The sequence below is a fragment of the Thalassobacillus devorans MSP14 genome (genome assembly GCF_000496835.1).
GTDB lineage: Bacteria > Bacillota > Bacilli > Bacillales > Halobacillaceae > Thalassobacillus > Thalassobacillus devorans_B.
On the sequence record NZ_KI543238.1, the window covers coordinates 246,142 to 268,001 of the forward strand.

Below are 21,860 nucleotides of genomic sequence, written 5' to 3' on the forward strand. Positions count from 1 at the left end.
AAAAGTTATAGAGAGACGCTTGTCCGGAAATGGAGAAGCGTTTTTATTATGGGAGAAAGTATTGTGATAACCTTCGGAATTTGAAATAATTGGTATTGGTGGAGAGCAGGTGTGCAAGGAGGGACATGAGTTGAACTTTGTAACGGAAAGGGCTGGTTTTGGTAACTTCCTTCCAATAAAGAAAGTGGTCCGTCTGATGTAATGAAAGCCATTGAAAAACGATTATAACAAGGGAGGGGTTATTATCTCTTATAAAAAAGAAGATCGGCCAATCAATGATGCTATGGAACACTTATCAAAACATGAAGGCTATCCGACAAAGCGGGCTAATCTGAATCAATTGCCCAAAGGGGTACGTTATATAGGCTATTTTATTATCGGCTGTGTTGTATTGATGTTTCTAAGTGTACTAGTAAGTTTCCTTCTTAACTGATTTCGTAGTAACAATCATGATGAAATGGTAATGCTGTGGGATTTTGAATTTTATTTACCTGATGTCGATAAAAGATGGCTGACCCAATGGTTTTTAAAAAAAACACTCATTCCGATTATTTCAACGACAAAAGGCGGTCTATTGCCGCCTTTGTTGGTTCAGAAAAGGTTGTGGGGTTATAAGTGATATTATAGTGTATCTTCCAGTTCCATATCCGTGTGCTGCGCAATCAACACCACGGCTGGTTCGTCCCCAATATTTTTCACAAAATGGGGTACGCTTGCGTTCCAGCTGAATGAATCCCCTTCCTCTAAAATATAGGAATCTTCTCCTTGCTGGGCAAAAACCTTTCCTTCCAACACCAGATGAACCTCTTCTCCCTGGTGTGCATGTCCTTCAGCTGTAGAGACACCAGGAGGAATTTCAACCCGTTTCATTCGTAGACCACCCTTGGAAGTTAAATGTTCGACCTTCAATTTTCCTTTATTATGAGTGGTAATTTCACGCTCATTTTTTCTTATTACACCCATACGTTGATTTTTTTCTAACAGTAAATAAGGCAGAGGAATTCCCAGGAATTGGGCAACTGTCTGTAATGTAGAAATAGACGGCGATGTGTTGTTATTTTCCATGTTGCTGATGAAGCCTTTAGACAGGCCAGTTCCTTCGCTAAGTTGTGCGATGGTAATCTGTTTTCTTTTCCTGACTGCTCGAATGGTTGATCCTATATCCATGGTATTCACCTCGTCTGTTCACTTATATGAAACTTATATCTATATTAACAAAGTAATCGTTGACATTCCAGTCATCATAATGTTATTCTATAGTAAATTATTATTCATATTAAGAAACATAAAATGGAGGTGGAGTAACGATATGATGCCATCTTACTTTATTGCACATGGTGCACCATTACTGGCACTTGAAGATAATCCGTATACCAGATTCTTGAAAGATTTAGGGGGTTCTTTACCCCGGCCAAAAGCGATTGTGTTATTTTCCGCTCATTGGGAATCAAGGATTCAACAGGTGAGTGAGGCAGAGGAATACAGCACGATTTATGATTTCGGGGGTTTTTCAGAAGCTTTGTACCAGATCAAGTATCCGGCAAAAGGTAACCAAAGGATTTCCGAAAGAATCAAAAAAGCATTTTCGCAGCATGATGTACCATTTGAAGTGGAAACTGCAAGAGGGTTAGATCACGGAGCCTGGGTGGTACTGCGGATGCTTTATCCTGAAGCAGATATTCCTGTTATTTCCATGTCGGTGGATCCGGAGTTGCCACCACAACAGCAGTACGCGATCGGAAAATCCCTGGCTGCTTTGCGTCAGGAAGATGTTCTGATTATTGGAAGCGGCGGGACTGTCCATAACCTGGGAGCTGTTAAATTCCAACAGGACAACGGGCAAGTCGATAGCTGGGCCGTAGAATTTGATGATTGGCTGGAGAAGCAATTGCAGCGATGGAATTTAGAGGCTTTGTTCAATTATCAACAGGAAACTCCTGTCGCTGAGCTTGCGGTTCCTCCATACGGAAACGAACATTTCATCCCGATTTTTTATGCAATGGGAGCGGCTGATGATGAAAAAAATGCCTATTTAGCTCATAGAAGTTACCGTTATGGCAATCTAAGCCATAGTGTCTGGCAGTTCGGCAAGTGAATATTCCGGTGAATATGATAAGAGCAGCGGATTCGTTCGCTGCTCTTAAATAATTATTGACCACGACGTTCTTCTGAAGGTTCTTCATCAGGGTCTGGTTCTTCTTCATCCATGTTATTAGGAGAGTCTGGTTCACCTGGTTCTTTTACATCACGAGGGTCTGTGTCCATATCAGGTCCTCGTCTGTCATTATCAAGGTCATTATTCATATCATTATCCTGGTTATCATAACGTACCGGATCATAATCAATATCTTCAGGCTGATCGTTCATTTCGTTGTCATCTACGTTACACCCGGCCAGAATACCAGTTGAGAGCGCGAAAGACATCATGAGAAGCATCCATTTTTTCTTCATCGTTTCACCTCCAAACATAGAAAAATGAGATCATTTTTAATGTTTGCATGTCTAGCATTTTTTACTCACTTTCGATTTGAATATTGAATGATTATTTTTTGGGAAAATAAAAAAAGCAGCGATTTCGCTGCTTTGCCAGGGAAAGTTCATTCAATTTTTTTAATGGGTAATACGCTCGAGATGTGTATAGACATTAAATGATCCACCGCGGATAAACCCAACAGCAGTGATATTCAAATCATTAGCCAGTTCGATCGCTAAATCGGTCGGGGCAGATTTTGATAGTACAATTCCGACTCCGATTTTGGCAGCTTTGGTTAACACTTCGGAAGAAATCCTGCCACTGAACACGAGAATCTTGTCGCGAACGGAAATTTTATTCAATAGGCAATGCCCATATAATTTGTCCAGAGCATTGTGTCTGCCAATATCAGCTCTGCCGACAATCATTTTTTCGCTGGTGCAAATGGCTGCATTATGCACACCGCCAGTTCCTTTGAAAACATGGCTGCTCGCTTGCATCATATCCATTAGTTTGATACATTGATCTGCTGAAATGGTAGTACTTGAGGTAGAGGTCTTGGTTGTCTTGACATCATTTTGAAAATAAAACTGCCTGCTTTTCCCACAACAGGAACCGATGAATCGTTTAGAAAAATCACGTTGTGTATTGATGGTTCCCTCTATTTCAATATAGGCGAAGCCTTGTTCTTCATCAATTTGGAAATTTTTAATTTCTTTTCGAAACCGAATGACCCCTTCTGATGCCAAAAATCCGATCACCATTTCTTCGAGGTGAGCAGGGGTACAGACCATTGTAGCGAATTCCTCATCATTAATATAAATCGTCAATGGGAACTCCGTAACGATGTCATCTTCAACAGACTGGAACTCTCCATCATCGTATCTTAGAATTGGTTTTTTTATACTTTTTTGGTCTCTCACTTCTTTCACCTCACTTGTAATCGGCGTTGTAAATTTCTCGTTATTAAAATATACCGAGTAGAACAGACAAAATACAAGCGATAAGAATTGATAAAAGTAAAATTCAGAAAAAGAATTGAAATTCTGGCAAAAAACAGCTATGATAATTTATGTTCATAAAATTGTAACATTTAGGATTCGAGATAGCGATCCTGTCGTCGATTTTAAATGCAGCAAACAATGTAAACGATTACTTTGGTTTTGCCAGTAGTGTACCTGCTTGGAGCTAAAAACGTCGTCATTTTCTTTTGCGTGGGAAAACATGCAAAAGTGAAGTGAGGCGTTTTTTTATTTGAAAAAGGGACGGTTTGGTCGGACCGATCTTAGCATCATGGATCAGAGAAGTGACTGCCAGCTATGCATTGATGTTGTCGATTTTTGGAGGGATGTTTATTGCAGCGCTTCTAATATCCCCCGTTATCCGCATGGATATCAAACAATTGAAAAAAGAACAGAAATTATCACCTGCTGAGCAGAAGCTTTCTAGTTGATTTTTTACTCCTGTGGGAATACGATTTAATAAGTATATCTTAGAAAAGGTTGAAGCAGCGATGAATAAATACGAAGCAGAATTCAGCAATCTTGTTAAAGCTTTTCGTAAACGGCATATGGGAAAAGGGCCGAGTAAAATCAGTACGACTTTTTGTAAGAATTGGGCCATCTGCGAGATGGAAGGCAATCTGTCCCCAGTGGAAAAATTCATTGCCAATGCAGACGATGGCAAGCAAATGGTGCGTGCCGCTCGAACGGAAATGGTCAAAAACATGTACCGTCAGAACCATCCTGTGGAAATGGAAGAATTTCTGCAATGTGACTTCGTCGATCTATTTGTCGACATCGATATTGAAAAAGATTTTGGGATGTCCATATTCGTATTCAGTGAAGATTTAGAAAAGAAGTTTTTATAACAGTAAGGTTTGGTACTTCGCAGCGACCCTGCAAAAGGCTTAACCACCATTCTCCGTTGTTGATGACATAACTCCTGGAGGGTGGTGGTTTTTTCTTTGGTAGGTTGAATAAAGAAAGTAAGGAGAAATAAATATGGGACAAACAAAACACCAGGGACCAATGAAAAAATCAAAAATACCAGCACCGCAGCATTGGGTGAGCCCAATTCCGTTCGGGCTGGGAAAAGTGAAGCCGAAACACATCAGGGATACCATGAAAGTAGCATGGGATAACAAAGATAACTTAGGGTATGCCAAAAACATCATAACCAAAGGTGTTTGTGATGGTTGCGCATTAGGCGTTTCGGGTCTTTACGATCAGACGCTGACGGGTCCGCACATTTGTACAACACGATTAAACGTGCTCCGGTTGAATACAATGCCAGCTATTGATGAAGAGATTCTTCACGCTGATATAGATGAATTACGTCAATATTCCAGCACAGAATTGAGGGAGCTTGGCCGTATTCCTTATCCGATGATACGAAGAAAAGGGGAGCGCAAGTTTTCCCGGCTCACCTGGGATGATGCTATGGATATGATTGCAGGTAAAATGAAGCATCTTGACCCGAAACAGTATGCTTTTTACCTGACATCCAGGGGTATCACGAATGAATCCTATTATGTAGCGGGAAAAGTGGCACGTTTTCTAGGAGCGAATCATATCGACAACGCATCCCGGATCTGTCATTCGCCTAGTAAGACAGCTTTGAAGCGTTCCGTTGGCGTGGGTGCTTCGACGGCGAACTACCAGGATTGGATCGGGACAGATGTCCTGTTGTTCTGGGGGAGTGTCGCTTCGAATAGTTCCCCTGTATCGACGAAGTACATGCTCGAAGCAAAGAAGAAGGGGACGAAAATCATCGTCATCAACCCTTACCGTGAACCTTCGATGGACAAGTATTGGATTCCATCCAACCCGGAGTCCGCTTTATTCGGGACAAAAGTAGCAGATGATTTCTACCAAATTAATATTGGTGGAGACATTGCCTTCATGCATGGAATCATGAAACACTGGTTCGATATGGAAGAAGAGCAGTATGGTGCTGCCATCAATCATTCCTTTGTAGATGAACACGTAAATGGCTATGAAGAATTGAAGCAGGAAGTGACATCCCAATCATGGGAAGAAATTACTGCCTCATCCGGCGTGACGAAAGAGCGTGTCATTGAACTTTCAGAGTTGTTGGCGAACAGTAAAAATGCTGTCTTCGCCTGGGCGCTTGGATTGACGATGCACTCCTTCGCTACAGATAATATTTCCCAAGTGGCCAACCTGGCGCTGCTCCGTGGGTTTTTAGGTCGTGAACACAATGGGCTGATGCCGTTTCGCGGCCACTCCAGTGTCCAGGGAAGTGGCGAAATGGGAGCGGATCCATTTGTCTTGCCTGGTGGTGATTTCAAGGATGACAATATCAGACGAATCGAAAAACTATGGGGATTTGAGCTTGCGAAGTGGCAGGGCGATGTAGTAGGGGTGACGCTCGAGAATATTTTGCTGCCCGAAGATCATGAACGAAAAGTGAAACTTTACTACTTATCCGGCGGTAACTTCTTAGAGACAATGCCGGATCCGGAGTTTGTTGAAAAAGCATTATCGGAGCTTGATATCCGCGTCCACCAGGATATAATCCTGAATACATCCACCCTCGTTGATGCCAAGGAAGCCGTCATCGTGCTGCCGGCAAAAACCCGCTATGAACAGGAAGATGGCGGAACTTCTACTTCCACGGAGCGGATGGTTTATTTTTCACCGGAAATCGAAGGGAATAAAAATAAAATAGAAGAAGCACGGACAGAATGGAAGATCTACATTGATCTAGCCAAGCGTTTGAAACCGGAAACCGCTCACTTAGTCGATTTCAAAGACGGACAGGCAGTTCGCGAAGAGATTGCTAAGGCGAACCCAAATTATGATGGTGTCCAGCACTTGAAGAAACAGGGGGATGTCTTCCAGTGGGGTGGTGCCTGGTTATGCGAAGGCGGTGTGTGTCCGACACCGGATGGGAAAGGCAATTTGATACCTGTAGAGATTCCAGACTTGAACAAAAAGCCAGGAGATTTTTATCTTACGACACGCCGCGGCAAGCAGTTCAATTCCATGGTATACAAAGAGACCGATCCGATTAACGGAGCGGAACGGTATGATGTTTTGTTGAATGCTGAAGATGCTGAGGAGAATAGAATTCAAGATGGAGAAGCTGTCGTGCTGTACAATCAGTATGGGGTTTTTCAGGGACGTGCTAAGCTTGCCAGCATTGCAAAAGGGAATCTCGGAGTCCATTTTCCGGAAGGCAACTTCTTACTTCCAAAAGGCCGTTATGAACAATTCGCTAAAATTCCTGATTATAATATTGGAGTGAAGGTCGAGAAAGCGGAGAAGTTCAATGCAAGGAAAGACACACAGTATTTAGAGAAACGAATTGATGATCTGGAAGATACACCAGGAGCATAGATGATAAACCTGATTGGGCTTAGAAAGTTCAATCAGGGGTTTTGATATATAGAAGGAAATTATCCAGGTTATTATTACAAAAAAACGAGATGGTTCGTCCATTGAACCATCTCGTTTATAACTATATATTAATTGGTGGAGTCAGCAAGCTTTACCAACACATGTGCCATATGCTTCCTTTCTTCTTCGTCAGCGAATTTCCAAAGTTCATTAAGCAATTTTTCCTCGCGGTTTCTTGGATCTTCATTCTTGGCGAGGTAGTCACCCACACGCTTGGCGCCTTTAGTAAGTCCTTCTTCCCCTAATCCAAGTTTCTCACCTTTGTTCACCTGGTCGCCTAAATAATCCTTGAACGTCTGGAAACTTTGCATGATATCGTCTTTTTTATCTTCGCTCATATTAGCTGCTGCATCACGTGGATCTTTCATGTTATCAAGCTCCTTTTTGTGTAATGGTAGACAATACCACTTACTGGTGAGATTGAAACATTTGGAAATGGTAAGTGGCAAGGTAATTTACATAAGAAAGAATTTTAACTAAAGTAATACTATAAACATTCCTGAGGATTAGGTGAACATATGGATATCAGACACTTGAAATATTTCATAGAAGTATCGCGATTCGGCAGTTTCACTCGTGCCGCTGATCATTTATTTGTAACACAGCCGACAATCAGTAAGATGATAAAAAACTTAGAGTCAGAACTTGGAGTAGAGCTATTTGACAGAACCAGAAAACAGCTGGTCCTTACAGATGCCGGCCGGGTGATTTTAAATCAAGCGCAAACGATTGATAAAGCCTTCGATAACCTGCAGACGGAGCTTGATGATTTGATTGGCCTGCAGAAAGGGCATATCAGAATTGGACTTCCGCCAATTATGGACGCCGATCACTTTTTTCGGATTTTGGGAAAGTTTCATCAACTTTATCCTAAGATAACTTTCCAGCTGATGGAAAATGGGACAAGAAAAATTGAGGAAGATATCATAGAAGATAACCTTGATGTCGGGATTGCTGTTCTGCCGACCGAAGGGGAAGAATTTGATCAATTTTCTTTTATGAAGGAAGAATTGCGTGCAGTTGTTCCTCCTTCCCATAAACTAGCCGCAAGGAAGCAAATTAAACTGGAAGAACTTAAGGATGAATTATTCATTCTTTTCAACAAAGATTTCGCACTGAATGACAGGATCAGGGGGGCCTGTAAGGAAGCGGGCTTTATACCCCAGGTCGTATCGGAAAGTTCACAATGGGACTTTATTGGTAAAATGATTACCTCTGAATTAGGTATCTCGATATTGCCCTATAGTGTGTCCAAGTTGTTGAAAGAAGACGTTCGTACGATCAAAATAGTTAAACCAATGATTGAGTGGGATTTGGCGATTATTTGGAGGAAAAATCATTATTTGTCTTATGCAACTAAAGAATGGTTGAAGTTTACCCAGGATAGGTTGATGCCGGGCACCTCGGAATAAGGGGTGCTTTTTTTAATAGATGATTTTACCATTCAGATACTTGCCGTGCATAGCTGAAAGCATTTGCATAGATAGTATCTATGTTTCCCATGATTAATATCCATTTCACTTATAGGAAACACAGGCTTACACTTGGAATATCAAACGTTTGAGAAACACTACATCAAAGAAAGGATCATTAATTATGATTGAAACAAAAAGTCCAAAAGAAAGCCTGATCGTGAATACTGATCAAGTGATGATCAACGATTTGAATAATTACAATACATTGTTCGGTGGTGTATTGATGAAAAAATTAGATAATAATGCGACTTTGTCGGCACGCCGGCATGCGCGGGCAAAAGAATGTGTGACTGCATCCACCGACTCGATTGATTTCCTGTATCCGATACATCAGACAGATTCCGTTTGTGTAGAATCATATGTATCCTATACCGGCAGCAAGTCGATGGAGATTTTTTGCAAAGTAATTGCGGAAGATATGATCACTGGTGAACGGCGGATGGCAGCCACAGCTTTTCTCACATTCGTTGCGCTTGATGAGAATAAAAGACCGATAAAAGTTCCTGAGATTGTACCGGAGACAGAAGAAGAGAAGTTTTTATATGAATCCGGAAAAGAACGTGCGGAGCGACGCAGAGTCCGAAAAGAACATAGTAAAGAATTGACTAAAATCATCGGTTTGGAGAAACCCTGGGAAAAAGGAGAGGAAGTATAATGGCCAACATGCTTGCTGGTTTGAACGACTTGTACGAAGCGAAGGAAGATTTGGATGCATTGAAGCAGGATTGCCCCGAATTAAGTGACCATCTGGTGCATGTCGTCAGCTTGACCAGACAGCTGCAGATCAAATATGGCTACATGGGCTCGTTATTGATGGATGAAGACCTGCCGGAATATAAGCCCAAGTTTGTTAGAGGTTCGATTCTTCACCTATATCAACAAGAAGTACAAAAACTGAAAGACCACCCTCGTATAGATGAGCTGAAAAGTGTAATGAGGAAACATCGGGCCATCAGTGACTCTAAACTATTTTTATTGACACTAGGCGCAAAACCCGAATTGCTCCAAGGTTCCACGATAATAAAATAAAGCATGAAAACAGCCAGCAGAAAATCTGCTGGCTGTTTTCATGCTTTTATAGAGTGACTGCGGATAGGGAAGCTCGCAAATATTGGGAGATTGATTGAAATCGCTCTCATGATAAAATAGATAAGAAAGATTTCAATCATCAGGAGCGTGGACGAATGCTGGAGATATTAGAAAATTACCGGGACGGCATACTGGAGACGATTTTCGGGAATGTCAACCATAGTATTGTAGTGGTTGATCGCAATGGGTTTGTTTCTTATATGAATGATAGTTATTGTGACTTTCTCGAAGTAGATAAAGAGAATGTCCGTGGCAAGCATGTGACTGAGGTAATTGAAAATAGCCGAATGCACATCGTGGCAGAAACGGGTAAAGAAGAACTTGCAGATCTCCAATATATACGTGGTAATTATATGATTGCCCACCGGATTCCGCTCCGGGCGGATGGAGAGGTGGTCGGTGCTCTTGGAATGGTATTATTTCGGGATACCGAAGAATGGCTTAAATTGAACAGTCATATCAAAGATTTGTTTCTGGAACTGGAATCCTACCGAAATCAAATGAAACAACTGAACGGTGTTTCTTATTCGTTGCATGATATCATCAGCAGTTCCTCGGAGATGCATGTATTAAAGGATAAAATAAAAAAAATAGCACCCGGCGATGTCTCGGTACTGCTTCGGGGGGAGAGTGGAACAGGTAAAGAACTGTTTGCCCATAGCATCCACCACCTTAGTGAACGGAATATGAAGCCCTTCGTTAAGGTCAATTGTGCGGCAATTCCCGCAGACCTTCTCGAGTCTGAGCTGTTCGGGTATAAAGAAGGTGCTTTTACTGGTGCCAAAAAAGGAGGCAAGCCGGGGAAATTCCAAATGGCAGATGGCGGGACCCTTTTTCTTGATGAAATCGGAGATATGCCGCTTCAGGCACAGGTGAAAATTCTCCGTGTCCTTCAGGAAGGGGAAGTTGAAGCAATTGGATCGGTTACACCGCAGAAAGTGGATGTAAGGATTATAGCGGCGACCAATCAGCCGCTCGAAGAATTAATAGCACAACAGAAATTCCGGGAAGATTTATTTTACCGGATAAATGTGGTCCAGATTGATATACCGCCGCTTCGAAAACGGCCGGAAGACCTCCGGGTGCTGGCAAAATATTTACTAGAAAAGGTAACCGAGCGGGTCGGTAAACGGGTTGTCGATTTTGAGCCCATCGTGTATGACTGTTTCCTGGAATATCACTGGCCAGGTAATGTCCGAGAGCTGGAAAACGTTATCGAGGCTGCTGTCCATCTCACGAACAATGAAACCATTGAACTGGAAGATCTGCCCGATCGCATTAAGCCAGATACACTATTAATGGAGGAAGATCGAAGTTTGAAGGCGATTTTGGAAACGGCAGAACGCCAGGCGATTGAAAGAGCATTGAAAAAAGTCCATGGTGACAAAGGAAAAGCTGCAACAATGCTTGGTATAGGAAAAACAAGCTTATATGATAAAGTGAAAAAATACCATTTATAAACCATTCCGGAAATTCGGAAAACCATTCCGATATTCTGGAATGGTTTATTTTTTGTTATATGATAAAGGGCTTTCATTGTTGTGATTGTAGTATTATGTTTAATTTTCCGAAAATCCGTAAATTATTTGTTAGCGCTTACAAGTGAATCGTCCTTCATCAGTGAATTTTCATTCACTTTAAAAGTTGGCATGCTTCTTGCATAAATAAAAGGTGAAGGGAGTGTAGCATGATGAAAACTATTTATACATCATTTGAAGAAGCAGTAAAAGATATCAAAGATTACTCGACAATCATGGTTGGAGGATTTGGTCTGGTTGGTATTCCGGAGAATCTGATTCTTGCATTAGTAGAATCAAAGGTAAAGCATTTAACGGTGATTTCCAACAACTGTGGCGTTGATGATTGGGGGCTGGGACTGCTCCTTGAAAATAAACAGATTGATAAAATGATCGGCTCTTATGTCGGTGAAAATAAGGAATTCGAACGTCAGGTGCTGGCCGGAGAACTGGAAGTAGAACTGACTCCACAAGGGACTTTGGCAGAACGTATCCGTGCCGGCGGAGCAGGCATACCTGCATTCTATACACCAGCTGGTGTAGGAACGCCGATTGCAGAAGGAAAAGAAGTACGTAATTTTGATGGAAAAGACTATTTGATGGTGACAGGTCTGAAAGCAGATTTCAGCCTCGTCCGTGCTGCCAAAGGCGACCGGCTGGGTAACCTTGTCTATAACAAGACGGCCCGTAATTTTAACCCGGAGATAGCAGCTGCAGGTACTACAACAATTGCAGAGGTGGAAGAGCTGGTGGAAGTCGGAACATTGCATCCGGATCATATTCATACCCCTGGTATTTATGTACAAGGGTTGATCGAAGGTAAACAGGAGAAACGAATCGAACGTCTGACGCTGAGAAAAGAAGCATAATAGGAGGGAACAGCATGGCAGTTAATGTGGATAAAGCACTAGTAAGAGAGAAAATCGCAAAACGAGCAGAGCGCGAAATTGAAAACGGTTTCTATGTCAACTTAGGGATCGGAATGCCGACGATGGTAGCGAACTACATCCAGGAAGATAAAGAAATCGTTCTTCAGTCTGAAAATGGTCTGGTGGGAATCGGACGCTCTCCGTATGAGAACGAAGTGGACCCGGACTTAATCAATGCTGGAAAAGAAACGGTCACAGCAGCGGTCGGAGCATCTTATTGCAGCAGTGCTGAATCATTTGCGATGATTCGGGGAGAACACTTGGATCTTGCCATTCTTGGTGGTATGGAAGTCTCTGAAACCGGTAATCTGGCAAACTGGATGATCCCAGGAAAGATGATCAAAGGTATGGGCGGTGCGATGGACATTGTCCACGGTGCTAAGAAGATCGTCATTATCATGGATCACGTAAATAAACATGGAGAGCCGAAAATTCTAAAAGAATGCAGTCTCCCTTTAACTGGTGAAGGTGTCGTGGATCGCATTATCACCGATCGTGCTGTCATCGATGTTACAGACGACGGGCTAGTACTGGTTGAAGTAGCAGAAGGATGGACAGTAGAAGAAGTAGTAGAAGCGACTGGCGCAGATCTTCAGGTCAGCGAAAATCTATTATCGGCAACGTTCTGATCTTTTAATCAAGGGGGATAAATGGAATGGTAGATAACAAGGTAGTATTCATAACAGGTGCAGCAAGTGGAATCGGCCACGAAATCGGAGTAGAGTTCGTGAAAAACGGCGCGAAAGTCGCGTTCAGTGACATCAATGAAGAAAAATTGCAGGAAGCGACAAAGAAGCTTACGGATGAAGGATATGACTGCATCGGCGTGAAGTGCGATGTTACAAAAGAAGAAGAATTGCAGCAGGCAATTGACCAGACAGTGGAAAAATACGGCCGGCTCGATGTCTTGATCAATAATGCCGGACTTCAACATGTAGCATCGATCGAAGACTTCCCGACAGAAAAATTCGAATTCATCACAAAAGTTATGCTGGTGGCCCCATTCATGGCAACGAAGCATGTTTTCCCGATCATGAAAAAGCAAGGCTTTGGACGTATTATCAATATGGCGTCAATCAACGGACTTGTCGGTTTTGCCGGGAAATCTGCGTATAACAGTTCCAAGCATGGTGTCATCGGATTGACAAAAGTTACCGCATTAGAAGGTGCAGAGCATGGTATTACCGTAAACGCGGTATGCCCAGGCTATGTCGATACGCCGCTTGTCCGCAACCAGCTGGAGGACCTGGCGAAAAATCGTAACGTGTCATTAGAGAAAGTACTGGAGGAAGTGATCTATCCATTAGTTCCACAAAAACGCTTGCTTCAAGTACAGGAAATTGCCGACTATACATTATTCCTCGCCAGTGATAAATCAAAAGGCGTCACCGGGCAGGCAGTCGTCATTGATGGTGGCTATACAGCACAATAAATGAAAGGGAGGAGTAACAGCATGGAAAACGTTTATATTTTAGAAGGTGCACGGACAGCATTTGGAAGCTTCGGTGGGTCACTAAAAGACGTCGATCCGACCGACCTTGGGGTGACCGTCAGTAAAGAAGCAGTCAAGCGAAGCGGCATCACTCCGGAAGATGTTGATTTAACTGTGATGGGGAATGTCATACATTCCGCAAACAACGCACCATACATGGTCAGACATATCGCATTGAAGTCCGGGGTGCCGATGGAAAGCCCGGCGCTTACGGTTAACAGACTATGTGGGTCCGGACTGCAATCGGTCGTATCTGCAGCCCAGTCTATTAAGCTGGGAGAAGGGAAAGTCGCCCTGACTGGCGGGGTGGAGAACATGAGCCAATCCCCGTATGCCATGCGTGGCAGCCGTTTCGGCACCAAGCTTGGCACGCCGAAAATCGATGACATGCTCTGGGCAGCATTGACAGATGAATATATTGGAAAAGGTATGGGCGTTACAGCAGAGAATCTATCAGAAAAATACGAAATTAGTAGAGAAGACCAGGACGCATATGCGGCAGAAAGCCACAAACGTGCAGCAGAAGCGCGCAACAGTGGAAAGTTCGAAGAAGAAATCGTTCCGGTAGAAGTGAAATCTCGCAAAGGTACCAGTGTTGTAGATACCGATGAACATATCCGTGAAGATACAACGCCTGAAGGGCTGGCAAAGCTGAAGCCTGCCTTCAAAAAAGATGGTACTGTGACCGGTGGAAATGCAAGCGGTATCAATGACGGTGCCGGAGCAGTCGTATTAGCAGGCGAGAGTTTTGTGGAAGAAAAGAACCTCAAGCCATTAGCTAAAATTGTATCCTGGGGAGTAGCCGGTGTTGATCCAGCCTACATGGGAATCGGTCCGGTACCCGCCATCAAAAAAGCATTGGCTCAAACGGACTTGTCTTTAGATGATATTGCTTTGATTGAAGTCAATGAAGCATTTGCTGCCCAGTACCTGGCAGTAGAAAAAGAACTTGGCTTAGACCGAAGCAAAGTGAATGTCAACGGAGGAGCTATTTCGCTTGGCCACCCGATCGGGGCAAGCGGCACGCGTGTTTTATATACAGTCATCAAAGAATTAAAACGCAAAAATGAAAAGTACGGGATCGCATCTCTATGTATAGGGGGAGGGCAGGGAATCGCGATGCTCGTAGAAATCGTATAGATAAACAGATAAAAAAGGTTTGGGAGAAACTATTCAACTAGTGGAGGAATCAACATGTTTGGAATATTATTAGGTCTCATTGTATTGATGGTACTGGCCTATCTCGGCTGGTCCATCATCTGGGTGGCCCCGATCGCTGCGGGAGTCGTAGCGGTCACAGGCGGCCTCGATTTGTTAGAAGCCTATAAAGATACGTATATGGGCGGGTTCGTTGATTTTGCTAAAGCATGGTTCCCTGTCTTCATGCTTGGGGCTATTTTTGGAAAACTGATGGAAGACACAGGCATGGCCAGGTCTGTCGCAGTTGCACTGACAAAACTGTTAGGAACAAAACGCGCCATTCTCGGGGTGCTTGCTTCCTGTGCTGTATTGACTTATGGCGGTGTCAGCTTATTTGTTGTCGTATTTGCTGTCTATCCACTCGCATTGTCATTATTCCGTGAAGCAAATATCTCCAGAAAGCTGATCCCGGCAACTGTCGCATTAGGTTCTTTTACCTTTACGATGACTGCCATCCCGGGTACACCACAAATTCAGAACCTGATTCCGATGCAATATTTTAAAACAGATGCCATGGCAGCCCCGGTTATGGGGATCATTGCAGCCATCATCATGGGGGTCGGAGGATATTTATACTTAAGGTGGCAGGAAAAGAAACTGACCCAAAAAGGGGAAGTATTTACCGAGCCAAGCGATAAAAATATGATGCAAGTGGAAGAAGAGGACGATCCTAATTTCATCCTGTCTATATTACCACTTTTGACTGTACTTATAACCTTGAATGTATTCGGATGGGACGTCGTCGCAGCCTTGATCGCAGGTATCCTGTTAATCATGGTATTGAATCCAGGCAAGTTCAAGCGCTTCATTTCATCGATGAACAAAGGAGCGAACGGCTCTGTCATCGCCATCATCAACACTAGTGCTGCGGTAGGTTTCGGTACCGTTGTGCGTGAAGTGCCAGGCTTCGAACGTCTGACTGAATTGCTGATGGGCGTCAAAGGGCATCCGCTCATTTCAGAAGCAATCGCGGTAAATATTTTAGCTGGTGCTACTGGTTCCGCATCTGGGGGGATGGGAATCGCACTGGAAGCACTCGGTTCCAAATATTACGAAATAGCACAGAACACCGGCATCAGTCCGGAAGCCTTCCACCGGATTGCTTCCTTGTCATCCGGAGGTCTCGACGCCTTGCCGCATAACGGTGCGGTATTGACGTTGTTCGCAATTACTGGCATGACCCATAAAGACAGCTATAAAGATATCTTTGTAGTAGCTGTCCTGATTCCGGTCATCTCTGTTGCAGTTGTTATCATGCTGGCAGCTATCGGAATTTTATAATTATAGAAAATAACCAGGTTTCCGCAATCCGGGCGGAGACCTGGTTTTTTTGAAATTTCAGCATAATTTAGCACTCATAAAGTAAAAATGGCTAAGCAGATATTGTAGAGAAGCAGCTTAGCCATTTTTTTGATGCAAAAGAGCCTAAATTAAGCATTCGCCCATTACACTTCTGCCCATATTACATAGATTGTAGTGAATAAAAGAAAGGGGTGGATACCATTGCCTTCCAGGAAGAAAAGCAACCTGCATCGTTATCAGACATTTAGAGAGAAACTATTAAAAATAATTAATCTTGTAACCTATCCTGAGTGTAATGACAGGGTAGGTTTTTTGGTGTTGTACAATCTATCAAAAAGGGAATACTACATAAAACATGATTAGCAGGTGATTACAATGAAAAAGCTATCTGCAGGGCTTATTTTGACAGATGGAGAATGGTTCCTCGGCTGTCATTCAACCGGAAATTGGTTTTATGATTTGCCTAAAGGAGAGGTAGGACGAGACGAAAATCCAAAAGAGACATGTATTCGGGAAGCCAAGGAAGAGACCAATCTGGATGTTCCAAAAGAGCAATTGGTCGATTTAGGAGTGTTTGATTATAACCCCAAGAAGAATCTTCATCTGTTTTTATGGAAGGTGAAAGAACTCCCAGACATAAATGAAATGAGCTGTTTATCCTTTTTCATACATCGTTATACTGAAAAAGAGACACCGGAAGTGGATGGATATAAGTATATTCGGTTTGGGGAGCAAGCGAGCTTTATGACGAAGAATATGGTAAAAGTGATTAAGGAGGTACAAACCTTAAAGCATAACTAGCAATCCTCCTAAAATTAATAATCAATAGGCAGTGAATCGACAGATTTACTGCCTATTTTCTTATTTAAAATATCAGAATAAAGAAATTAGTCGATTAAATCAGAAATTTTTAAAATGTATACTGAAATATCATAATATGAAATTTTGAGCTTTTTACTATTTCACTATTTTGTATAGTGATAACAGAAATTAATTATGGAGGTGGAATAACAAAAATGGATGTACGCGATTTAAGAAATTGTTTAGGAAGTTTTGCAACCGGTGTGACGGTTGTTACGTGGTATGAAGATGATGTGGTTAAGAAAGGCATTACGGTTAACTCTTTTACATCTGTATCCTTGGATCCCCCTCTGATTTTGGTATCCATTGATAAGAATGCTAAGTCTTATGAAAGTCTTAAGAATAAGAGTTTTATCGTGAACATCTTATCCTCAGGACAAGAAGCGATTGCCTGGCAATTTGCCGGTCGTGAACAGCAAGGGTTAAATATCGAATGGGAAGAAAGTGAATACGGTCCCAAAATCAAAGGGGCATTAGCAACCATTGAATGTACTCCATGGAAGGAATATGAGGGCGGAGACCATGTTTTATTTTTAGGTGAAGTAAAAAATTATACGTATCAGGAAGATGATGGATTAGTGTTCTTCAAAGGTAAATTTCGTCAGACAAAAGCTATTGAAAACTATGTTACAGATTAATTGAAGGAGGCACAACTGTTATGGGGATTCGTACTGGAGAGGAATATATAGAAGGTCTGAAATCACGGCAGCCTGAGGTATGGCTTGGTGGACAAAAAGTTACGGACGTATACAACGAACCTGTTTTTCACCAGCCAGTTAAGGAAATTGCCAAACTTTATGATATGCAAAACGATCCTGCATATCGGGATGAAGTCACTTATATTTGTGAGGAGAATGGGGAGCGAGTTTCACAGGCTTTTAAAGTACCAAAGTCATATGAAGATTTGAAAGCGCGTTCAAAACTTTTTGAGATTTGGGCAAGAGCTACTTTCGGGTTAATGGGCAGGACACCTGACTTTTTGAATGTAACAGTAACCGCAATGGCTAGTAACTCTTGGTTCCTTAAACAGTATGATCCCGAATGGGCTAAGAATATGATCGACTATCACAAGTACATTCGTGATCATGATCTCTTTTTAACGCACGCCATAATCAATCCTCAAAATGATCGAAGTAAAGCTTCTCATGAGCAAAATGATGAGTTTACTCATTTAGGAGTGGTTGAAGAAAGAGAAGACGGATTTGTCGTACGAGGAGCAAAGATGCTGGCAACTCTGGCCCCGATCACAGACGAAGTTATCATCTATTCTTTTCCTGGATTTAAACCAGGAGATGAAAAGTATGCCATCGCATTTGCTTTACCACTAGATACACCAGGGCTGCAAATCATTTGCCGGGAGCCGGCGCAGGATGGCAAACGTTCTCTGTTCGATCATCCGCTTTCCTCCCGATATGAAGAAATGGATGCCCTGCTTGTATTTGATGATGTCTTCGTTCCAAAACATCGAATATTCATCAATCAAAACGTGGAGGCTGCTAACCTGCTTTATCCTAAAACGGGCATTGGGCAACAGCCTGCACATCAATCGGGTGTTAGAGGGTTAATCAAGCTTCAATTTGCTGCGGAAGTGGCTGCCCGGGTCGCGGACTCTATAGGCGTGGATGGATATTTAAATGTCCAGACTCAGCTGGGAGAACTGATGCAGTCAGTGGAAGCTATAAGATCATTACTCCGTGTCTCTGAATATGAGTATGAAACATTGCCTCATGGGGAAGTTATGCCGGCAGGTACCCCGCTGGAGGCCATCCGTGGTATGCTACCCAAAATGTATCCGAGAGCAGTTGAAGTCATTCAGACTATCGGTGCTGGCGGCTTGCTGATGTCTCCATCAGAAGCAGACTTTGTTAATCCGGAGCTCAGGGGCGTTACAGAAAAATATTATGTAGGACGTGAAGGAGTTTCTTCAGAAGAAAGGGTACAATTATTCAAGCTTGCCTGGGATTTGAGTGGAGAAGCCTTCGGTCAACGCCTGCTACAATACGAGCGTTATTACTCGGGTGATCCTGTCAGAAGGCTGGGACGATTTTATGCCGGATTTAAACGCAAGAATAAATTTGAAATGGTAGATGAGGCATTGAAAGGAACAAAAATCGACCAGGTTCAAACGACCTAATTGTACATTTTCGTCAGGGCTGGTTAGCGTTTAGTTGAGTAATTCCTTTATACTGGGTGATATGGGAAAAATTACTTATAAACGTTATTGGAATGAGGGGGAAGGAAGCTCAGTGATCTCGTCTGTCCGAAAAGTTTCCAAAATTCTGAATTGTTTTACTAATGATGAGCCTGCACTTGGCAATTTAGAGATTGCAGAAAAGTTAGGGATGAATCCAAGCACGGTGAATCACCTTGTACGTACTTTATGCCAGGAAGGCATTTTAATACAAGATAGCCGCCGAAGATATCGTTTAGGCTGGAAGCTGCTTGAATGGAGTAATCATGTGATGTACCAGCAGGACATCTACAATGAAGCCACCCCGTTTTGTGAACGGCTAGTCAGAAAGTTTAATGGTACCGTGCATATTGGAATGTTTGATGCAGGGGAAGTTCGTTTTGTCCTTAAGGTGCAGTCGAAAGAATCCCTCCCTGTGCCAACTTACATTGGTGCTACCAAACCAGCCTATTGTACGAGTACTGGAAAAGTATTACTAGCTTATAACCCATCCTTTCTTAAACCGACGATATCCAAAGGTCTATTGAAACTGGCTCCAAATACAATTACAGATCTTGATACGTTGAAAAAAGAGTTAAGACAAATTAAAAAACAAGGTTATGCAATAAGTAATAATGAAAATGAACTTGGTTTATATGGAATAGCAGCGCCTATCCGTTCCTATACAGGGCAAATTATCGCCTCGTTAAATATGGTAGGGCCAATCACTTATATGAACGGCAGGAACCGTGAAGATATGATTAAAAATGTTGTGAGTACGGCGGAAAACATCTCGAAAGATTTGGGCTATATCAGCGCTTTATGAAAGCGTTTACAATAATGGTGATTTTTAATAAATAAGGAGGATTTTTGATGTCCACTAAATCTACATCTTTTTTACAATCCAGAGTGATGGATCTACAGAAAACGATTGAGGAAAATAAGCATTTGTTGCAACCACCTGTTAATAATAAAGTGCTATGGGAAGATTCCGAGTACATCGCGATGCTTCTTGGGGGACCTAATAAGCGTAGGGACTTCCATATCGATCCCGCTGATGAATTTTTTTATCAGGTGAAAGGAAGTGCCTTTGTAGAATGTATCAATGGTGAGGGAGAACGTGAAATTGTGGAGGTTGGAGAAGGGGAAATATTCATGCTTCCAGCTCACGTTCCTCATTCCCCGCACCGGGTTGCTGACTCGTATGGCATAGTCATTGAGCGTAAAAGAGGCGAGGGGGAGCTTGAGAGTTTCTCCTGGTTCTGTGATAACTGCAACCATGAAATGCACCGTGCTACCGTGCAATTGACCGACATTGGCACCCAGGTTAAAGAAGCAATTGAAACATTCAACGCTAGTGAAGAACTTCGAACTTGTGATGAATGCGGCTATGTTATGCCTCCTGAAGCAAAGGAATGGAAGGCATGAGGGTAGATTTTCACACACATGTTATTCCGAAAGATTTACCTGACTTCACAGAAAAATATGAGGGCAAATGGCCCACCTTGGATCAAACCTGTGCATGTGGCGCAAATATTATGATCGAAGGAAAAGTATTCAGGGAAGTGACCGACCAGGTTTGGGATCCTGAAAAAAGGATTAAGGACATGGATCGCGAAGGGGTGGATATTCAAGTCCTATCCCCGATCCCTGTTACCTTTTCATACTGGGCAGACGTAAAGGCTGCCACAGAGATGGCTAAAATACAGAACGATTTCATCTCGGAGACTGTCAAAGAAAACCCGGCACGTTTTATTGGCATGGGGACTGTCCCCATGCAAAACGTAAAAGCTGCTATCAAAGAAATGGAACGATGTATCAATGAGCTACACCTTTATGGGATTGAGATTGGTACGAATATCAATGGGGAGAATCTCGACTCCCCTCAATTTCTCGAATTCTTTGAGAAAGCAGAAGAATGGAACGTACCTTTATTTATTCACCCCTGGGAGACGATGGCGAAAGATCGTACGCCAAGACATAATTTCATGTACACCGTAGGGATGCCCAGTGAAACAGCACTGGCCGCAGCCAGCCTGATTTGGAGCGGGGTAATCGAAAAGTTTCCGAATTTGAAAGTTTGCTTTGCACATGGGGGTGGTTCCTTTCCATACATTCTCCCGAGATTAGATAAAGGCTGGGAAGTATGGCCTCATTTACGATTGACGTCCCATCCACCAAGTCATTATGTGAAGAACTTCTATTTTGATTCGTTAAACTATGATTCTCTTAATATCAACTATTTAATTGATCGTTTTGGGGATGACCGTGTAATGATGGGATCTGATTATCCATTTTTATTAAGGGAAATTCCACCTGGAAAAGTAGTTGATGAAATGGACAATCTCACAGATAAACAGAAAAGAATGGTATTAGGTGAAAATGCAATCCGATTCTTAAATGTAAAGGAGAAAAGACTGAATTATGGAACAAAAAGTAATAACTCCAGAGGAGAAACTTCAAAAACTCGGGCTTGAGCTTTCTCCTGTTCGCTCTGTGGTGGGGAATTATGTGAGCCATGTAAAGGCAGGTAATTTGATCTTCACTGCCGGTCAGGGAGTAGATCAATACCATGGGAAGCTGGGTTTAGACTTAAGTGTTGAAGAAGGATATCAAGCAGCACGTATCTCCATGTTAAATCTGTTAAGTGTCTTAAAAGCTGAGCTTACAGAATTAAGCAAGGTGAAGCGTGTTGTCAAATTATTAGGGATGGTGAATTGTACAGAGGACTTTATACACCAGCCAAAAGTGATCAATGGAGCCTCTGATCTTCTAGTCGAGGTGTTTGGCGAGAAAGGTCGTCATGCCCGTTCGGCAGTTGGAATGGCACAACTGCCAGGCGGCACAGCTATCGAAATTGAAATGGTTGTTGAAATAGAAGACTGAGATGGTGACGGAGCGTCACCATCTTCCCATAAAGCAATCCGA

Annotated in this window: 24 protein-coding genes; 20 read left to right on the top strand and 4 right to left on the bottom strand. The window is 42.6% G+C overall.

The window, feature by feature from the left end; all coding sequences use genetic code 11:
* Nucleotides 1-621: 621 nt before the first annotated feature.
* Nucleotides 622-1,167 (bottom strand): cupin domain-containing protein, encoded by a 546-nt coding sequence (locus P855_RS0117360; RefSeq protein ID WP_028784755.1) that lies wholly within the window; start codon nucleotides 1,165-1,167, stop codon nucleotides 622-624.
* 142 nt (nucleotides 1,168-1,309) lie between these two features.
* Here P855_RS0117360 and P855_RS0117365 point away from each other — a divergent pair, with 142 nt between their 5' ends.
* The gene (locus tag P855_RS0117365) at nucleotides 1,310-2,095 is read left to right on the top strand and encodes a dioxygenase (protein WP_028784756.1); all 786 of its coding nucleotides are present in this window, start codon (nucleotides 1,310-1,312) and stop codon (nucleotides 2,093-2,095) included.
* Nucleotides 2,096-2,148: 53 nt separating this feature from the next.
* Here P855_RS0117365 and P855_RS21255 read toward each other — a convergent pair whose 3' ends face one another.
* Together P855_RS21255 and fdhD are read right to left on the bottom strand one after the other, a co-directional pair.
* Nucleotides 2,149-2,451 (bottom strand): hypothetical protein, encoded by a 303-nt coding sequence (locus tag P855_RS21255; RefSeq protein WP_037986422.1) that lies wholly within the window; start codon nucleotides 2,449-2,451, stop codon nucleotides 2,149-2,151.
* A gap of 159 nt (nucleotides 2,452-2,610) precedes the next feature.
* A complete protein-coding gene (gene fdhD, locus P855_RS0117375) occupies nucleotides 2,611-3,396 on the bottom strand; it encodes a formate dehydrogenase accessory sulfurtransferase FdhD (protein ID WP_028784757.1) in 786 nt (261 codons plus the stop codon).
* Nucleotides 3,397-3,743: 347 nt separating this feature from the next.
* On the opposite strand from fdhD, the gene P855_RS0117380 reads away from it, so the two are divergent.
* The 3 genes from P855_RS0117380 to P855_RS0117390 all read left to right on the top strand — a co-directional run bounded on the left by P855_RS0117380 (nucleotide 3,744) and on the right by P855_RS0117390 (nucleotide 6,837).
* The gene (locus P855_RS0117380) at nucleotides 3,744-3,926 is read left to right on the top strand and encodes a hypothetical protein (protein WP_028784758.1); all 183 of its coding nucleotides are present in this window, start codon (nucleotides 3,744-3,746) and stop codon (nucleotides 3,924-3,926) included.
* Between the two features lie 60 nt (nucleotides 3,927-3,986).
* On the top strand, nucleotides 3,987-4,343 hold the full coding sequence (locus P855_RS0117385) for a DUF2294 domain-containing protein (RefSeq protein ID WP_028784759.1): 357 nt from the start codon (nucleotides 3,987-3,989) through the stop codon (nucleotides 4,341-4,343).
* A gap of 133 nt (nucleotides 4,344-4,476) precedes the next feature.
* Nucleotides 4,477-6,837, top strand: coding sequence for an FdhF/YdeP family oxidoreductase (locus P855_RS0117390; RefSeq protein ID WP_028784760.1), 2,361 nt, complete (start codon nucleotides 4,477-4,479; stop codon nucleotides 6,835-6,837).
* Between the two features lie 128 nt (nucleotides 6,838-6,965).
* Here the strand turns inward: P855_RS0117390 and P855_RS0117395 are convergent, their stop codons facing one another.
* Complete coding sequence (locus P855_RS0117395) at nucleotides 6,966-7,265, bottom strand: DUF3243 domain-containing protein (protein ID WP_028784761.1); 300 nt, start codon at nucleotides 7,263-7,265, stop codon at nucleotides 6,966-6,968.
* Nucleotides 7,266-7,415: 150 nt separating this feature from the next.
* On the opposite strand from P855_RS0117395, the gene cidR reads away from it, so the two are divergent.
* The 16 genes from cidR to P855_RS0117475 all read left to right on the top strand — a co-directional run bounded on the left by cidR (nucleotide 7,416) and on the right by P855_RS0117475 (nucleotide 21,818).
* Nucleotides 7,416-8,309, top strand: coding sequence for a cidABC operon transcriptional activator CidR (gene cidR / locus P855_RS0117400; protein ID WP_028784762.1), 894 nt, complete (start codon nucleotides 7,416-7,418; stop codon nucleotides 8,307-8,309).
* Between the two features lie 184 nt (nucleotides 8,310-8,493).
* Complete coding sequence (locus tag P855_RS0117405) at nucleotides 8,494-9,027, top strand: acyl-CoA thioesterase (protein WP_028784763.1); 534 nt, start codon at nucleotides 8,494-8,496, stop codon at nucleotides 9,025-9,027.
* Nucleotides 9,027-9,401 (top strand): hypothetical protein, encoded by a 375-nt coding sequence (locus P855_RS0117410; protein WP_028784764.1) that lies wholly within the window; start codon nucleotides 9,027-9,029, stop codon nucleotides 9,399-9,401. The genes P855_RS0117405 and P855_RS0117410 overlap by 1 nt, the downstream gene beginning before the upstream one ends.
* Nucleotides 9,402-9,556: 155 nt before the next feature.
* Nucleotides 9,557-10,921 carry a sigma-54 interaction domain-containing protein gene (locus P855_RS0117415; RefSeq protein WP_028784765.1) on the top strand — a complete coding sequence of 455 codons (1,365 nt, stop codon included), beginning with the start codon at nucleotides 9,557-9,559 and terminating at the stop codon, nucleotides 10,919-10,921.
* Nucleotides 10,922-11,151: 230 nt separating this feature from the next.
* Nucleotides 11,152-11,847, top strand: coding sequence for a CoA transferase subunit A (locus tag P855_RS0117420; RefSeq protein WP_028784766.1), 696 nt, complete (start codon nucleotides 11,152-11,154; stop codon nucleotides 11,845-11,847).
* A gap of 14 nt (nucleotides 11,848-11,861) precedes the next feature.
* Complete coding sequence (locus tag P855_RS0117425; protein WP_028784767.1) at nucleotides 11,862-12,536, top strand: 3-oxoacid CoA-transferase subunit B; 675 nt, start codon at nucleotides 11,862-11,864, stop codon at nucleotides 12,534-12,536.
* A gap of 26 nt (nucleotides 12,537-12,562) precedes the next feature.
* Nucleotides 12,563-13,339, top strand: a complete 777-nt coding sequence (locus P855_RS0117430) for a 3-hydroxybutyrate dehydrogenase (protein WP_028784768.1) — start codon at nucleotides 12,563-12,565, stop codon at nucleotides 13,337-13,339.
* 21 nt (nucleotides 13,340-13,360) lie between these two features.
* The gene (locus tag P855_RS0117435) at nucleotides 13,361-14,539 is read left to right on the top strand and encodes a thiolase family protein (RefSeq protein ID WP_028784769.1); all 1,179 of its coding nucleotides are present in this window, start codon (nucleotides 13,361-13,363) and stop codon (nucleotides 14,537-14,539) included.
* A gap of 54 nt (nucleotides 14,540-14,593) precedes the next feature.
* Nucleotides 14,594-15,880 carry a GntP family permease gene (locus P855_RS0117440; RefSeq protein WP_028784770.1) on the top strand — a complete coding sequence of 429 codons (1,287 nt, stop codon included), beginning with the start codon at nucleotides 14,594-14,596 and terminating at the stop codon, nucleotides 15,878-15,880.
* A gap of 396 nt (nucleotides 15,881-16,276) precedes the next feature.
* A complete protein-coding gene (locus tag P855_RS0117445; protein WP_028784771.1) occupies nucleotides 16,277-16,702 on the top strand; it encodes an NUDIX hydrolase in 426 nt (141 codons plus the stop codon).
* Nucleotides 16,703-16,917: 215 nt separating this feature from the next.
* A complete protein-coding gene (locus P855_RS21260) occupies nucleotides 16,918-17,400 on the top strand; it encodes a flavin reductase family protein (RefSeq protein ID WP_051353299.1) in 483 nt (160 codons plus the stop codon).
* Nucleotides 17,401-17,420: 20 nt separating this feature from the next.
* Entirely contained in the window at nucleotides 17,421-18,896 is a 1,476-nt protein-coding gene (locus P855_RS0117455) for a 4-hydroxyphenylacetate 3-hydroxylase family protein (RefSeq protein ID WP_028784772.1), read from the top strand.
* A 112-nt stretch (nucleotides 18,897-19,008) separates the two neighbouring features.
* The gene (locus tag P855_RS0117460; RefSeq protein ID WP_028784773.1) at nucleotides 19,009-19,758 is read left to right on the top strand and encodes an IclR family transcriptional regulator; all 750 of its coding nucleotides are present in this window, start codon (nucleotides 19,009-19,011) and stop codon (nucleotides 19,756-19,758) included.
* An 86-nt stretch (nucleotides 19,759-19,844) separates the two neighbouring features.
* Nucleotides 19,845-20,360: a 3-hydroxyanthranilate 3,4-dioxygenase gene (locus tag P855_RS0117465; RefSeq protein ID WP_037986552.1), complete on the top strand. Its 516-nt coding sequence runs from the start codon at nucleotides 19,845-19,847 to the stop codon at nucleotides 20,358-20,360.
* Nucleotides 20,357-21,409, top strand: coding sequence for an amidohydrolase family protein (locus P855_RS0117470; RefSeq protein ID WP_200865971.1), 1,053 nt, complete (start codon nucleotides 20,357-20,359; stop codon nucleotides 21,407-21,409). The genes P855_RS0117465 and P855_RS0117470 overlap by 4 nt, the downstream gene beginning before the upstream one ends.
* Nucleotides 21,357-21,818 (top strand): RidA family protein, encoded by a 462-nt coding sequence (locus P855_RS0117475; protein WP_037986427.1) that lies wholly within the window; start codon nucleotides 21,357-21,359, stop codon nucleotides 21,816-21,818. Before P855_RS0117470 ends, P855_RS0117475 begins: the two co-directional genes overlap by 53 nt.
* The last annotated feature ends 42 nt before the right edge of the window (nucleotides 21,819-21,860 follow it).

What these genes read in the sequence shown, in the direction of transcription:
- P855_RS21260 (WP_051353299.1), top strand. Translation starts at nt 16,918, where the DNA reads ATGGATGTACGCGATTTAAGAAATTGTTTAGGAAGTTTTGCAACCGGT.
- P855_RS0117410 (WP_028784764.1), top strand. Translation starts at nt 9,027, where the DNA reads ATGGCCAACATGCTTGCTGGTTTGAACGACTTGTACGAAGCGAAGGAA.
- P855_RS0117445 (WP_028784771.1), top strand. Translation starts at nt 16,277, where the DNA reads ATGAAAAAGCTATCTGCAGGGCTTATTTTGACAGATGGAGAATGGTTC.
- P855_RS0117415 (WP_028784765.1), top strand. Translation starts at nt 9,557, where the DNA reads ATGCTGGAGATATTAGAAAATTACCGGGACGGCATACTGGAGACGATT.
- P855_RS0117395 (WP_028784761.1), bottom strand. Translation starts at nt 7,265, where the DNA reads ATGAAAGATCCACGTGATGCAGCAGCTAATATGAGCGAAGATAAAAAA.
- P855_RS0117470 (WP_200865971.1), top strand. Translation starts at nt 20,357, where the DNA reads ATGAGGGTAGATTTTCACACACATGTTATTCCGAAAGATTTACCTGAC.
- P855_RS0117465 (WP_037986552.1), top strand. Translation starts at nt 19,845, where the DNA reads ATGGATCTACAGAAAACGATTGAGGAAAATAAGCATTTGTTGCAACCA.
- P855_RS0117430 (WP_028784768.1), top strand. Translation starts at nt 12,563, where the DNA reads ATGGTAGATAACAAGGTAGTATTCATAACAGGTGCAGCAAGTGGAATC.
- P855_RS0117425 (WP_028784767.1), top strand. Translation starts at nt 11,862, where the DNA reads ATGGCAGTTAATGTGGATAAAGCACTAGTAAGAGAGAAAATCGCAAAA.
- P855_RS0117390 (WP_028784760.1), top strand. Translation starts at nt 4,477, where the DNA reads ATGGGACAAACAAAACACCAGGGACCAATGAAAAAATCAAAAATACCA.
- P855_RS0117435 (WP_028784769.1), top strand. Translation starts at nt 13,361, where the DNA reads ATGGAAAACGTTTATATTTTAGAAGGTGCACGGACAGCATTTGGAAGC.
- P855_RS0117420 (WP_028784766.1), top strand. Translation starts at nt 11,152, where the DNA reads ATGAAAACTATTTATACATCATTTGAAGAAGCAGTAAAAGATATCAAA.
- P855_RS0117385 (WP_028784759.1), top strand. Translation starts at nt 3,987, where the DNA reads ATGAATAAATACGAAGCAGAATTCAGCAATCTTGTTAAAGCTTTTCGT.
- P855_RS0117455 (WP_028784772.1), top strand. Translation starts at nt 17,421, where the DNA reads ATGGGGATTCGTACTGGAGAGGAATATATAGAAGGTCTGAAATCACGG.
- P855_RS21255 (WP_037986422.1), bottom strand. Translation starts at nt 2,451, where the DNA reads ATGAAGAAAAAATGGATGCTTCTCATGATGTCTTTCGCGCTCTCAACT.
- P855_RS0117475 (WP_037986427.1), top strand. Translation starts at nt 21,357, where the DNA reads ATGGAACAAAAAGTAATAACTCCAGAGGAGAAACTTCAAAAACTCGGG.
- P855_RS0117365 (WP_028784756.1), top strand. Translation starts at nt 1,310, where the DNA reads ATGATGCCATCTTACTTTATTGCACATGGTGCACCATTACTGGCACTT.
- P855_RS0117405 (WP_028784763.1), top strand. Translation starts at nt 8,494, where the DNA reads ATGATTGAAACAAAAAGTCCAAAAGAAAGCCTGATCGTGAATACTGAT.
- P855_RS0117440 (WP_028784770.1), top strand. Translation starts at nt 14,594, where the DNA reads ATGTTTGGAATATTATTAGGTCTCATTGTATTGATGGTACTGGCCTAT.
- P855_RS0117360 (WP_028784755.1), bottom strand. Translation starts at nt 1,167, where the DNA reads ATGGATATAGGATCAACCATTCGAGCAGTCAGGAAAAGAAAACAGATT.
- cidR (WP_028784762.1), top strand. Translation starts at nt 7,416, where the DNA reads ATGGATATCAGACACTTGAAATATTTCATAGAAGTATCGCGATTCGGC.